This is a genomic window from Paraburkholderia sp. GW821-FHT02A12 (assembly GCF_059422005.1).
Map to the genome: position 1 here is coordinate 63,611 of NZ_JBWKWA010000001.1, position 13,876 is coordinate 77,486.

The 13,876-nt window shown below is 57.6% G+C and carries 13 protein-coding genes; 11 read left to right on the forward strand and 2 right to left on the reverse strand.

The genetic code is table 11. The features are described from left to right. Nucleotides 1-10: 10 nt before the first annotated feature. Together AC07WT_RS00280 and AC07WT_RS00285 are read right to left on the reverse strand one after the other, a co-directional pair. A complete protein-coding gene (locus AC07WT_RS00280; protein ID WP_494945639.1) occupies nt 11-148 on the reverse strand; it encodes a WCX domain-containing protein in 138 nt (45 codons plus the stop codon). 207 nt (nt 149-355) lie between these two features. Continuing rightward, on the reverse strand, nt 356-868 hold the full coding sequence (locus tag AC07WT_RS00285; protein ID WP_494945640.1) for a hypothetical protein: 513 nt from the start codon (nt 866-868) through the stop codon (nt 356-358). Nucleotides 869-1,403: 535 nt separating this feature from the next. Between AC07WT_RS00285 and AC07WT_RS00290 the strand changes: the two genes are divergently transcribed. The 11 genes from AC07WT_RS00290 (at nt 1,404) to AC07WT_RS00340 (ending at nt 13,713) form a co-directional block, all read left to right on the forward strand. Continuing rightward, entirely contained in the window at nt 1,404-3,947 is a 2,544-nt protein-coding gene (locus tag AC07WT_RS00290) for a type VI secretion system Vgr family protein (RefSeq protein ID WP_494945641.1), read from the forward strand. An 8-nt stretch (nt 3,948-3,955) separates the two neighbouring features. Then, on the forward strand, nt 3,956-4,759 hold the full coding sequence (locus AC07WT_RS00295; RefSeq protein WP_494945642.1) for a DUF4123 domain-containing protein: 804 nt from the start codon (nt 3,956-3,958) through the stop codon (nt 4,757-4,759). A 36-nt stretch (nt 4,760-4,795) separates the two neighbouring features. Beyond that, nucleotides 4,796-7,357: a T6SS effector BTH_I2691 family protein gene (locus tag AC07WT_RS00300; protein ID WP_494945643.1), complete on the forward strand. Its 2,562-nt coding sequence runs from the start codon at nt 4,796-4,798 to the stop codon at nt 7,355-7,357. 10 nt (nt 7,358-7,367) lie between these two features. Continuing rightward, complete coding sequence (locus AC07WT_RS00305) at nt 7,368-8,336, forward strand: DUF6708 domain-containing protein (RefSeq protein ID WP_494945644.1); 969 nt, start codon at nt 7,368-7,370, stop codon at nt 8,334-8,336. A gap of 188 nt (nt 8,337-8,524) precedes the next feature. Continuing rightward, nucleotides 8,525-9,043: a hypothetical protein gene (locus AC07WT_RS00310; RefSeq protein WP_494945645.1), complete on the forward strand. Its 519-nt coding sequence runs from the start codon at nt 8,525-8,527 to the stop codon at nt 9,041-9,043. A gap of 214 nt (nt 9,044-9,257) precedes the next feature. Then, nucleotides 9,258-9,542, forward strand: a complete 285-nt coding sequence (locus AC07WT_RS00315; protein ID WP_494945646.1) for a PAAR domain-containing protein — start codon at nt 9,258-9,260, stop codon at nt 9,540-9,542. Nucleotides 9,543-9,722: 180 nt separating this feature from the next. Beyond that, nucleotides 9,723-10,676: a DUF6708 domain-containing protein gene (locus tag AC07WT_RS00320; RefSeq protein WP_494945647.1), complete on the forward strand. Its 954-nt coding sequence runs from the start codon at nt 9,723-9,725 to the stop codon at nt 10,674-10,676. A 103-nt stretch (nt 10,677-10,779) separates the two neighbouring features. After that, nucleotides 10,780-11,748, forward strand: coding sequence for a DUF6708 domain-containing protein (locus AC07WT_RS00325; RefSeq protein WP_494945648.1), 969 nt, complete (start codon nt 10,780-10,782; stop codon nt 11,746-11,748). A 294-nt stretch (nt 11,749-12,042) separates the two neighbouring features. Beyond that, nucleotides 12,043-12,561, forward strand: coding sequence for a hypothetical protein (locus AC07WT_RS00330; protein WP_494945649.1), 519 nt, complete (start codon nt 12,043-12,045; stop codon nt 12,559-12,561). Between the two features lie 40 nt (nt 12,562-12,601). Next, complete coding sequence (locus tag AC07WT_RS00335) at nt 12,602-12,763, forward strand: hypothetical protein (protein WP_494945650.1); 162 nt, start codon at nt 12,602-12,604, stop codon at nt 12,761-12,763. Nucleotides 12,764-12,765: 2 nt separating this feature from the next. Further along, a complete protein-coding gene (locus AC07WT_RS00340) occupies nt 12,766-13,713 on the forward strand; it encodes a DUF6708 domain-containing protein (protein WP_494945651.1) in 948 nt (315 codons plus the stop codon). Nucleotides 13,714-13,876 lie beyond the last annotated feature (163 nt).

Consider the following 13,876-nt stretch of genomic DNA (forward strand, 5'->3'; position numbering starts at 1 on the left):
CTTCTGCGATTCAGGTTGCCGTGTCGTAGCACCTCGCTAACGCGGCAGCGTCGCGCGCAAACTCGTCCCGAAGCGTGGATGGTGCCAGGATTTGCACCGCAGCGCCGAGCGACCGAAGCCACCATCGCAGCTTGACGCTGGGTGCCACTGTTCCAATGAACTTCGTGCGCCAGTCGGGTATCCTGACCCTCGGTCAGGGGAAACAATTCGCCTACGTCGGCGGCAGAATGGTCGGAGTCTACAATCCTTTACTGGACCAGACATTCGACTCCCATCTCGACGCATTCGGAAAAGGCAAACAGCTCGTGCCTCTCATCCGTCGCGCAGATGAGCGCCACGCGCCTGTCTGCCCTGGTCACAGGCCCGCGTCCTGCCACGGTGTTTTCCGGTCACTCGTTGCGAATCGCAATAGCCGCCTTTGTGCCCCGAGCATGACGCCGACAGGCGTATTTGCCAGTTGCTCGTCATGAAGTGCCAGCAGCCGTTCCAGAATCGCCGCTTCGTCCGGACTGACCTGCCAGACATCGTCTGCTGTCGCCCGCGCCGCGCTGCTCTCGAGCGCCTCGGCGGCTTCAGGAAAAAATGCGTGGTGAACGGTTCCGAAGCCTGCTTCACGAAGATACCAGGCTAGGTACAGCGCTCGTATGAGGTCGCTTAGCAGGTGCCCGTTTCCACGGCCCGCTCGTAATGCGGCGAGCGCAAGGTGATTGCGCAGTGAACGCGAGCGAACAGATTCTAGCGTCGGTGGTAGAAGCGTGGCCTTTGCGGATGTCTTAGTGGATACATAACGACCTCCGCTTCTCTTTCTATTCATTTGGCATAAAAAATCGCAAATCGATTGATTCTGGTGCTGGCCCGTGAAATCCATGCACGTTGTACTCGTTTTCAATCTTGTGGAGTCTTGTCGCCAATGACCTGCCGAAAACCGAGGCACTATGAATCCAAAACGAAAATCGCGGCCGTGGATTGCAATATTTAACAATCTGAACGTGATGGTTAGGTGAACATCATGTGTCATCCATCGGTAGTTACCCCGGAAAACTGTTTTTCCATAAAATGCGGGATGGGGCAACGAATTTTGGCTGAGAACGTAAAGGGCGCGTCAGTCGGAGCGCGGCGCGTACGCGGTATGGGCGATATTTGTGTTTGTCCACGATTCGGACGCTTCGATATTTCAATTTTTGCGGGAGATTGCTGCGACAATCAACGCGGCCTACTCCTAGCTTAGCGAAACTATCTCCCGCCGTGCAGATAAACGCCAGAGCGGAAAAAACTACCTTTCATGTTCGTGCCTGCAAATAATTCCGAATCGCAAGCTGATTGCACGCGTCCGTTGACAATAATTGTCCGGTAAAGATTTTCATCATATTATTCCGGGTGGCAATCCGCAGGGGAGTCTAAAAATGACGGTAAATGACTGGGCAGCCGTGCTGGGCGCGGGGTTGGACCAATCTCGACGCTTGTTGAAGCTGGATACAGCTCTGGGCGGAAATGTGCTGGTGCCAGTCCGTGTGGTCGGCACTTCGCGTATCGGGCGCAACTATGACTTCACAGTTGATGTCGCTTCCCTGAAGGATTCAATTGAGCTCAAATCCCTCATTGCGAAACCGGTGACGCTCTGGACTCAACAGACTGACTCGTCGTATGTGCCGCGTCACGGCTATGTCCACACTGCGCGATTTCTGGGTTCGGACGGTAGCGTCCAGCTTTACCAGCTTAGTTTTTCGTCCTGGTTGCATTTCCTTAAATTTCGCAGTGACGCGCGGATATTCCAGGACAAGACGGCAGAGGACATTATCGCGGCGGTATTCGACGAGCATCCCCAATCACGCGGCGCCTATCGCTTTGAGCTCCGTCGCCAGTTACCTCTGCGGTCGTTCTGCGTCCAGTATGAAGACGACTGGAACTTTGTGCACCGGATTATGGAGGCCGAAGGGCTCTTCGGCTATTTTGAACAGGCGGAAGACGGCAAAGCGCACACGCTGGTCATCACCGACGACCTGTACACCGTTAAGGCCCTTGCTCCGCAAGATGTGTCGTTTTATCGAGCGGGCGCAGGAAGTGAAACGGATGCGATAGTTCAGTGGGGTGGAGCGCGCACATTGCAGAGCGTGAGCTATACCACGCGCACATTCGACTATAAGAATCCGACTTTTAACAAAGAGCTGTCCACGCCGACAGTCGACAAGCAAGGCGACCTGCCCGACCAGGCCGAGGTCTACGAGTACACGGGCGCTTATACCTACGGCGACAGCGCTCGTGGCGACACTTTGTCCAAGACCCGGATGGAAGAATGGGAGTCGCGCGCGAAGCGTTTTTTTGCGACGGGCAGCGTGCGGCGAGCCGATGTGGGACGCTGGTTCCAGCTCGAAGGCGCAACCGCTCTCGCATCTGACAGCGCAGAAAACCGCCAGTTTGCGATTCTGGCAGTGACCTGGTACATCGAGAACAATCTGCCCGTTTCGACCGGAACACAGTTCCGTCATAGCCTCCAGTCACAACTTGCTGAAGCTCGCACATATCACGCGGGTTCGTCGGACGTTTTCAATGTAAAGGACGCGTTGGGCGGTGAGGGATTCTTTCTGGTCGAAATGGAAACGCAGCGACGCACCGTTCCTTTTCGCAGTCCCTTTGAACACCGCAAGCCTGTCATGCATACGCAGACCGCGACGGTGGTCGGTCCGAATCAGGAGGAAGTGTTCACGGACAGCCTCAACCGGGTCAAGGTGCTGATGCACTGGGACCGGGAGAACGGCGGCGATGAAAAGGCTTCGTGCTGGCTGCGTGTCATGTCACCAAACGCTGGTGGAACGCTCGGTGGCGTATTTGTCCCGCGCGTGGGACACGAAGTGGGAATCGTCTATCTGGACGGCGATTGCGACCGTCCGGTAGTGAGCGGAAGCCTGTTCAACGGACAGCAGACGCCGCAATGGCACTCCAACGGCTTGCTGTCGGGTTACAAGTCCAAGGAATTCCAGGGCACAGGCTACAACCAGCTTGTCATGGACGATTCGACGGGCCAGAACCGGGCGCAGCTTTTCAGCAGCACGTCACAGAGCTACTTGCATCTCGGTTACCTCATTGACCAGCAAGGCAATACGCGCGGCAACTATCTCGGGACTGGTTTCGACCTGAAGACCGATTCGTACGGCGCTGTGCGTGCTTCGCAGGGTATGTATCTGTCGACGTACGCGCGGGTCGGCACGTCGACCCAACCGCTCGATGTCAAGGAGGCACATCAGCACCTCGTCGACTCGGGCGGTGTCGTTGAGCGGCGCTCCGAAGTCGCAACAGGCAGTCAGGCCGAAGGCTTGCAGGACGCTCAGGACACCATTAACGACTTCGCAGCCGCGACGCAGAGCGCGCGGCAGGCAAACTCGGCTGGCGGCAACACGGCCGGTGGCGGAACTGGCGAGGCGAACGGATTCGCTCAGCCCGTGATGTTGCTCGCCAGCCCCTCCGGTATCGGCCTTTCGACGCAGAAATCCATCCAGGCCGCGGCGACGGAGCACGTCAACATCGTGAGTGGCGCCAGCACGCACCTTGCGGCGTCCAAGTCACTCATCGCAAGCGTGGGCGAAAAACTCAGTCTCTTCGTGCAGAACTCGGGCATGAAGCTATTCGCAGGCAAAGGAAAGGTAGAGCTGCAGGCCCAGTCCGATAACGTCGAGATTACGGCCGACAGGACTGTCAAGGTTGTGTCGACTTCTGATGCCGTCAATGTGATGGCAGACAAGGAAATCAAACTGATGGCGGGTGGTGCAACGATTCGCCTGGCTGGGGGCAACATCTATGTGCATGCGCCCGGCCTGGTCGAAATCAAAGGTACGCAGCATTCGTTCCAAGGCCCGGCGAGTGAGAACGCCGCAACACAACTGCCCGTGACTGAGGCGTGTGCGCAGAAATTTGCTTCTGCCTCGCAGGCCGGTGCGGCCATTGTCGACTAGGCGTACCCATGGACCAGTACCTGATTGTGGAGCCCGACAACGGCCTCGTTGACCTTGGCACGGCGCCACGGATGTACGAAGTCGGCGAGATTGTTCCGGCTGCGATGCCGGAGCTCAAAGGTGTAATGCCGATGCTTTACTCGGTCGAGCACCCCGAACAGCAACTTCCAGCTATCGAGGCCATTGCGGCTCGGGACCTGCAGGAGGGTCTTGCACCGCGCGTCTGTGCGCTGATTGAGACTGATGCAAGCACTGAGACATTAATGCGGCACATCAGTGACACGATTGCTCTGCCGCGCGAACCTGAGGGCCACTCGGTATTCCGGTTCTACGACCCTCGGGTGGCTCGCAACCTCGGATGGGTTCTTCGACCGGAGCAGCTATCGCTGATGTTCAGACCGGTGCAGCGCTGGCGCTATTTCTCAGATAGTGGGTGGCTGACGGTGGAGCGCCCGGCAGTCGCTCCCGCTGAACACCTGTCGCCATCGACTGACCAGTGGGCAACGCTGCGCCGACTGCATCTCATCGAGCAGGCGCTGAAGTCCATACGCGACGCTGGGGAGCCCGTTGATGAGCGGACCCCTCGCCAGCTCGACGCCTTGTTCACGAAGGGAGCCCGATATCGCCTCGCGGGAGAGGACCTGGCGGTGTTTGCCGTACAGGGCTTGCTGGTCTCACCGAATTTCGACCGACATCCGAAGGTCGCCGCGGCGCTTCAGCCGGGGCAGACGTCGTCGTACTCGGAAATCACCGCTTTGTGGACCGATGAAAACTGGGCGCAGATTGCGCAGGAAGCGGCGCTGTACGCGTAACGCAACAACACATAACGCAAGGCAGAGAGAGTAACTATGGGTACCATTCCGAAGGTCCAGGCCGCATCGGCAAACGCCAAAGCCAATGCAGCGTGCCAGAAGTCCTGCAACATGTGTGAAAAGACGGGTCTTCTGATTCTGCCGGTACGGTATTCGGCAGCTGCCGCGACCAATGCGCACAATCTCGGCGCGGCCACGGCGCTTGCGTTACCGAAGGGACCGTTTGGTGACGGCGTCACAGGCGTAGGTGCCAAGAAGGCGACCTACTTCTTGCGCTCGGTGCGCAAAGGGTTCATCCACGTCTTCTACCCATCCCAAAGCAAGTGGCAAATCTATGGCGTGACGTCCGAAGGCTATGTCTTCAACTACCCGCTCGACGTCGACCTGCCCGAAACGCAGGAGAAAGGATTCAACTGTCAGCAGACCGGGCACAAGGAACTCGCGCAGTGCATCAGCATCGACCATCCGCAGAAGGCAGGCAAGGTCTATCTGGCTTTCAGCGACGTACGCTGGACGGCCCCTGTGCGCAAGCGCTATGAAGCCAACGAAAATGGTTGCCGAGACCACCGGATGCAGCTCTTCGATGCAGCGGGATGGGCGAGCGGTAATCATTCACAGAAGCATGCCCAGACCATTTCACACGTCACCGACTATGTGCTCGAGTACAAGGGCGGCGTGGACGTGGCAGCATCTTGCTCGCCGTTTGCTTTCAAGGACCGTGCAAGTGAAGCGAGCGGGCTCAAGCAATTTGCGGACGCACACGACAAGGGCAATGGCGTTTTCTTCGCACTTTGGGACCCAGCTGGCATCACGCAGGAGCTCAATGCCGAGCAGTTTGTAGCGATGGGTGCGGCCATGAAGCCATATCAGAGAAAGATGTGGACGGCGAGCGCGATTGACGGAATGAAGTCCTCCATCGAAGAAAGTGCAGAGGAGGACGAGAACTCGGCCGCCGAGCAGCTCAAGGGCCAGACGGCTGAGACGTACGCCCTTTACTCCCTGTTTGATGGCGGGAAGGCCTACGAAAAGGAGGTCAAGTCCATCGACGAGCAGAAGGAACGGGAAATGGATTCGGTGAAGGCAGGGGCCTGGAAGCCGTACACCGAATCCTACAGCGAGAATGCGGTGACGCAATTCCGCAATGACATGAAGACGCAGATGCAACAGGTAGAAGACACGCTGCTCAACCCGCTCGCAGACGACTATGTCGCCTGGCTAAAGGGTACGCAGCTCAGGACGGTGTTTGCGTGGGACTACCATGAGCTCGATGTAGCAAAGGGCGTCGAATACGCCGAACTCTTCTACGCGTGTATATATGGGTCGGCTGACCGCAGAGTGGTCTATGACCTGGTCCTCGAATGGGCCAAGGGCGACCTGAAGGACCGCCACAATCCGCTTCTGCGTTCGATGATTCTGAACCACGACCCCTCAGCTGAAAAACTGAAGGAAGCAGCAGGATTCCCTCTGCTTGAACTGCGGGAGCCCAGTGCGAAGCTCATTGAGTTGAACCACTCTGCCAACGAGATTCTCGAGAAGGAAGATAAGGGCCTGATTCTGCGGGCCGACAAGGCAGTGGCTGGAATGCTGCACGAGCTGGGTGGCCCGATTGCCGGCTTTATCGCCAAGACTGGTGATACAGCGAGTGTCCGGGTTTTCACGGCGTGCATGAGTCTGCGTTCACGCACCACCATCATCTATAAGCCCGTCGAAGGAACCGTCAACCAGTGGATTTCCTATATGGCGCGCCAGATGTACGAACAGATGCCCGCGAATAAACGTCCAAGTCTGGGTTCGTTGAACGCGAATCTCCGCAAAACTTTCCAGAGCTCGTCTCCCAAGGATGGTCCTATCAAGGTTCCGCAGTTTATTGTCTTCAACGCCGAGGAGGCTGTCCAGGCATCAGCGAGCGCTAATTCCCTCAGTGGCAGGGGGGCGGCAATCTTTGCACCGGGAGTGCGCGCGGTACTTACGGAAGAAAACATCAATGCAAGCTTTCTTCCAAAATTTCGGGCTGCGACACAGGGTGAAGCCGGATACGGCATCATCGGGGTTATCTTCAATGCGGTGAACTGGATGTTGGCGAGCAAGGAATTGGCAAAGTCCAGTGCATTGAACCGCAAGGAGAACCATGACAAGTTCGTTGCGGCTATCGTCTCAACGTGTGCGGCGACCTTCCAGACGGTTGGTCATGGCATGCAGGCGTTTGGCAAGCTGGGGGGACGCTATTCACAGCTTTTGCTGAAATGGGGCACCGTTGTCGAATTTGCCTTCCGTGTCGTGGGCGCCGTAGCGGGACTGGTTGGGGCCTGGTATGACTTCCAGCAATTCAAATCTGAGCGACAGTCCGGACATGCAGGCCTGGCCTACCTGTATGGTGCGTCTGCCATTACGAACGTCCTGCTTTGCCTGGCGGTAATTGCCGGTGCGACCATCCTGGTTTTTGCGCTAATGGTCGTGCTGGTTGTCATAGGCATTTTGATAGCATGGAAAAAGCACCGGGAAATCGAGGAATGGCTCAGCAAGTGCATCTTCGGTACGGCCGCGGAGAAGTTCTCAGAACTCGACGAACGCAAGCAGTTTGAAGCGCTGACATCATAAGCGAGACACCATGGCGTACGATTACCTGACAAAGATTCGAATCAACCGTCCACTAACCGAAAAAGAGGTCGGGCGGCGGATTGATGTTCACAAGCCAGTCGCTGATGAAGCCGCCGATGCGTACACCGTGTTCGGGATGAATGATGTCTATCTTGAGGTCTGCGATAGTTCCTACCCGCAGGTTGGCTGGGGTCTTCTTGGTTTTCTGCTTTGTTTCCCGGCATTTGCTTTTCTTACCTTTGAATTTTTTCAAAGCGCAGTCGTCGATACGCCGGCCATGGTCAGGAACGGGGAACAGGAGTCGTTCAGTGCCGTGATGTGGATTTTCGTCGCGATTACGGTGTTGTGCTGCGTACTCACCGTCGTTGTACTGCTCCGCGATTGCTTCAACTACAGGCACAAGGCGGTGCGCTTCAATCGCCAGACGCGCATGGTGTACGCCTTCCGGCACAACGGGCCCGGCGGTGTAATCGCGGTGCCTTGGGACAAGGCGTTTTTCTACCCGCACCGGCTGCCGTCCAACGGGCTGGCCGGGGGAGCGCCAACCCTGATGCGCTGCTTCGTGCTAGACGACGCTGGAAAGAAAATCGTGAACACGTTCAGCTTCGGTGCTCGCACGGTCAACGGTGCAGACGAGTCCACTCCAATTGGCAAACAGGTCCTCTATCAGATTCAGGCCAACTTCGAGTTCATCCGGCGGTACATGGAACAGGGCCCGGGCGCGCTACCGAAGGTCGAGCGGTATCTGCCGCGGGGCCCCTCGCTGCGCGCCTCAATAAGCGTCTGGTTCTACGGCATCGGAGCTGTCGGCAGCGCCAACGGTGCCATGCGCGTTCTTACCATACTGCTTTCGGGGCCAATGTTCCTGCTGTCGATTCTGCACTACATTGCCCAACTGACGAGCCGGGAGCCAGTTTGGCCGACCGATGTAGAGGCCGCCTGCGGCAACTCAGCGTCAACGGCAATGGTTCAAGCCTAAGGTTGCGGGCTTCCGTTGCTGTCTGAACGTGCTGCTGCTGCCTTGCCCCGAATCGCTTGGGTGAACGGCAAGGGTCCGCGTCGTGGTCGCGGTCAGCGCGTCAACCCGTGTCGTAACGTCACGCCTTTCCGGGCTCAAATTCACACGCGCGCAAGCACGTCCACATTCAACTTGTCGGCATATACCCGATGCAAAAGAATTGCGGTTTTCTGGTCTGCACCACAACGCTGATTTTCCTCACAGCCTGCCACAGCGCATCAGACAGCCCACTCGCTCGCGCAGCCGCCACGCTCGCGAAGACGGAGGCCCCACATGACGCCCAGTGGGTCCAACTCGAAAGCAGTGACGCGGCCGTGCAGGAGTGTGCCATCAAGTTCCCGGACGCTGACCACCCCTGGACCGCGCGTATCGGACTTAAGCCGGGGCAGTACGCTATTCATGCCCGCATCCAACAGGATGGGACAAGTGGTTCCTGGTCGTCAGGCGAGGTATGGTCGGACGCGAAGACCGATGATGGCAAAGACACGCTGGATGAGAGCACGCTCAAGGCGAGGTTGCATGACTGCGCCACGCATGTAATGTCCGTCGGTTTGCTTGAGAGCAATCTTGGCCCCGACAACGCCGTCGTAACGGGACTACGTGCGCTGGAAAAGAAGGATATCGAGAATGCGAAGGCGCTTCGCAAATCGGGGCAGAGCGGCAGCTAGGCCTGGTGCGCCGTCGAACGGCTAATTCGTGGTCGCAGCATCGCGACATCACCGAAGCGGCGTTGAGGTCATCTGATATTCGCCGTCAGCGCCGACGTTAAACCCGAAGCCGCGTTTGATGCGATTCCCGAGAGTCCTGACCGCAAGGGTCTCGGTGCAGAAACGCGCTACGTCATTCACCGGCATGTATCGAGCGAAAGGAGGATGTCTTACCATGACCCGCAGATTCATCCTGAAAGACGACACGACTACCCACAACGGTGTGGTGCTCGACGGCATCGCCGGTTCGTCGTTCGACGGCCGGCCGTTGGCCTATCTTGGGGCTCATGTGTTGTGCCACACGTGCAACACCGAGGGCATCATCGTCAGCGATGGCTCGCCTCATACGATGAGCGTGATGGGCAAGCAGGTCGCGCTTGAGAATGATTTATGCCAGTGCAAATGCGAGCCTCTTCCGAAGCTGGTGGCGTCGCAGACCATGGGCTCACTAACATCCTGATTGGCGCCAGCTCATTGCGGTCTAGCGTCGACTTAACAGTTTTCATTCAAAGAGAGTCGGCGGTCGATAAGACGTGGACAAAGTGCCGCGACTAGGGTGAACTGCTGGTGCCCGCCGAGTCGTTTCGCGAGCGGCCTCGGAACTTAAGAGGAATCGCTATGGCATCGTAAGCGAGAAGATATGGCGTATGACTACATGACCAGGGGGGGGTTGAATCGCCCAGTTGACGAGAGTGAAGCGGCGCGGCGCATAGATGTCCGCAAACCGGTCGCCGACGAGGCTGCTGACGCTTATACCGTGTTCGGCATGAACGATGTGTACCTGGAGGTTTGTGACGGCTCATATTCGCAGGTTGGATGGTGTCTGCTTGCCTTCCTGATTGGGTTCCCTGCGTTCGTATTTTTCACGGTCACTGCGATACAGGGCGCTGTGGAGATAACTCCGGCGGTGGTCAGGAACGGTGAGCAGGGAGCCTTCAGCGCCGGGATGTGGGTTTTTGCGGTGGTGGGAGTGCTTAGCTGCGCGTTCACGGTGTTGCTTCTCCTGCGCGACTGCTTCAACTCCCGGCACAAATCTGTGCGGTTCAACCGCAAGACTCGCACGGTGTATGCGTTTCGGCACAACGGCCCGGGCGGTGTCATCGCCGTTCCATGGGATAAGGCATTCTTCTTTGTACACCGGCTGCCCTCCAATGCCACGTTTGGCGGAGCCCCCACTCTGATGCGCTGTTTCGTTCTTGACGACTCCGGCAAGAAAATCGTTGACACCTTCAGCTTTGGGCTTCGGACAGTCAACGGAGCGAAAGAGTCCACGCGCTACGGCAAACAGGTGCTTTATCAGGTCCAGGCCAACTTCGAGTTCATTCGCCGTTACATGGAAAGCGGTCCGGAATCGCTGCCACCTGTGAAAAGGTATTTGCCGCGCGGACCTTCTCTTCGCGCCTCCATGAGCCTATGGTTCTACGGACTGCGCGACATTGGCGGCGTTAGCGCGGGACTCCGCATTTTTTCCCTCGTACTCAGTGTCCCGGTTTTTTTGCTGTCCGTGCTTCACTACATTGCACAGCTAACCTGTCGTGAACCGATATGGTCGGAGGACGTCGAGGCAGCATGCGACAACCTCCGGCCGTCATAAGTGACCTTCTCGGCCGTAGCTGTTTCGGAACCAACAAGAAAGACGCTCGGCATACTTCGTTCGATGAAGAACATAAGGCATACAACGAACCTGGAGCGTAACTATGGCTTGGGATGGCACCGTTTGGATTAAGCTGAAGCGCCCACTGACCGACGAAGAACAGGCTCACCAGCTAAAAGTGGACGTGGTCGCCAGCGAAACGCCGAAGGACGACTTCAACGTGTTCTCGATGAACGACATCTTTCTTGAGAGCACCGACGCGGCATTCAAGCAGCGAGGGCTGCTCACGTACGGCTGCCTCGCGATTGTCGCGGCGGCAGGGTTTCTCGCATGGGTTGCACTCTGGTGCTTGCAGAATCCACCGGGCGACGGGAGCGTGCAGGGGCCAGAGTTGGCAGTGGCCTACACGAGCGCGACCTTCTTTCTGATAGTCTCACTGGCAATAGTCTCCGTTGGTCTGTGGGGACTGCATCAGGAGAACTTCACCTGGACGCGCTTTCCAGTGCGATTTAACCGCCACACGCGAATGGTCCATGCGTTTCGGGGTGCTGGCTCAAAGGGCGTGATATCGGTTCCATGGGAAAGGGCTTTTTTCTTTGTTGAACCGCGTCCGCGAGACCCGATTTCGCACGCGTATGTATTCAACATCCGGTGTCACGTCCTCGATGAACGGGGGCTTGTCGCCCAATCGTTCTCGGTCGGTAGTCGGGTGGTCACCGTCTCCGATGAAAACACGGAAAATGGTCGGTCTATCGTCAAACGCCTTAGCAGTCAGTTCGAATATATCCGGCGCTTCATGGAGCAGGGACCGGGCGCCCTGTCTTATCCCGACCTGGTGCCGACTCAGGTTTCCCTCGCCAACTCGATGCGTATCTGGGGGCGAACCGACAAGGCGATTCTGGCTGAGCGCAATTTTTTTACGACGTTATTCGTCCTGGTGTTGAGCCCCTTCACCTACTTTACGGCCGTGCTTCATTACATCGGACAACGGACCAGCTGGCAGCCCGTGTGGCCCCCGGAGGTGGAAAGCGAATGCGAGCGGGCCCCACATGCCGAACCCGGTCGGGCTTAAAAGTAGTGCGCAGTGCGCATCTATGGCCACGTGACCAGGGTAGCCTTGAATCGCCAGGTTGAGGCGGATGAAGCCGCCTGCGGCAACTCAGGGTCGACCGTAATGGCTCAAGCTTGGGATTGCAGTCTTCCCTGCTGTCCGAACGGGCTGGCCGGGGCTCCGAATCGCCTGAACTGCAGGAGCCTGCGTCGTGGCCGCGGTCAGCGCGTCAACCCGTGCCGTAACGTTACGCCCTTCCGGGCTCTAATTCGCGCGCGCAAGCACGTCCACATTTAACTTTTTGCCATACATCCGATGCAAAAGAATTGCGGTCTTCTCATCTCCACCACAACGCTGATTCTCCTCACAGCCTGCCACAGCGCATCAGACAGCCCACTCGCTCGCGCAGCCGCCACGCTTGCAAAGACGGAGGCCCCGCATGATGCCCAGTGGGTTCAGCTCGATAACAGTGACGCGGCCGTGCAGGAGTGTGCCATCAAGTTCCCGGACGACGACCGCTCTTGGACCGCGCGCATCGGGCTCAAGCCGGGGCAGTATGCTATTCACGCCCGCATCCAACAGGATGGGGCAAGTGGTTCCTGGTCGTCAGGCGAGGTATGGTCAGACGCGAAGACCGATGATGGCAAAGACGCGCTGGATGAGAGCACGCTCAAGGCGAGGCTGCATGACTGCGCCACGCACGTGATGTCTATCGGTTTGCTTGAGAGCCATCTTGGCCCGGACAACGCCGTCGTAACGGGACTGCGCGCGCTGGAAAAGCAGGATATCGAGAATGCGAAGGCGCTTCGCAAATTGGGGCAGAGCGGCAGCTAGGCCTGGTGCGCCGTCAAATGGCCACTCTTGGATACTGCCGTTGACCATCCTGCTTATCGTCATCGGGCTCGTCGTCATGTGGTTCAAGGAGCGCGAGGTAAAGGAGTTTTTGGGGCGGAGCTATTTTGGGACCAACAAGAAGGACGACAAGTATCATACGCTGCAGGAAGAACAGAAAGCGTATAGCGAATTGGGAGCCTAGCCATGGCATGGGATGGCATTGTATGGGTGAAGCTGCGCCGGCAGCTCAACGATGAAGAGAAGGCGCGACAGCTCAAGGTCAATGCTGCGGTCAGCACAAAGGCGCAGGACGACTTTTCGGTGTTCGAGATGAGCGACGGATATCTCGAGACCACCAACGCTGCCTACGCACAGCGCGGAACGCTGACTTACGGCTGTATTTTTATCTTCGCAATTGGGGTTCTGTTCGTTTGCGGGATGATATGGGCCATGTTGAATCCGCCGCCCAACACGAGCGGCGCGGAACTGGTACTTGCCATGGCCTTCGTCGTGTGCTTCATGTTATTCGGTTTGGGCATCATTTTCGTGTCGCTCTGGGGGTTCCACCAGGAAAATTTCACCTGGACGAGAATCCCGGTGCGCTTCAATCGCAAGACGCGCATGGTGCACGCCTTTCGTGGTGCCGGTTCGAAAGGTGTTATCTCGGTTCCTTGGGACAAAGCCTTCTTCTTCATCGAACAGCGTCCGAAAGACCCGATTTCGCGTGGAACCCCATACGGATTGCGCTGCCATGTGCTCGACGATGAAGGCCGTGTGATGCAGTCGTTCTCGGTTGGCCGACGCGTGTACACGATTGACGACGAGACAACAGAAAATGGGCGCTCCATCGTGCATGGGTTAAACGACCAGTTCGAGTTTATTCGCCGTTACATGGAGGGTGGCCCCTCTGCTGTGCCCGCCCCGGAGTTGGTTCCAACTGAAGTCTCCCTCCGGAATAGCGGCGACCTATACTTCCGCACCGACAAGAAACTGCTCGCTGAAGGCAATGCTGTTCCCACGCTGCTGGTCTGGCTGCTCAAGCCATTTATCGCTCTTACGGTGGTGTTGCACTACATCGGCATGCGAACGAGCCGCGAGCCGGTCTGGCCCACAGACATCGATGGCAGCCCGATGTCGCTTGCAAGGACCTAACCGACGGAATCAGGATGAAGACGCGCTTTTACAGTGGCCTCGCTCTGGCGGTGTTGCTTGCACTTGGCGCCTACCACAGCGCATCAGACAGCCCACTCGCTCGCGCAGCGGTGGTAGCGGAAGTGTGACTGGCGAAGCATGCCGCCCGATGGAATGGCCTTAG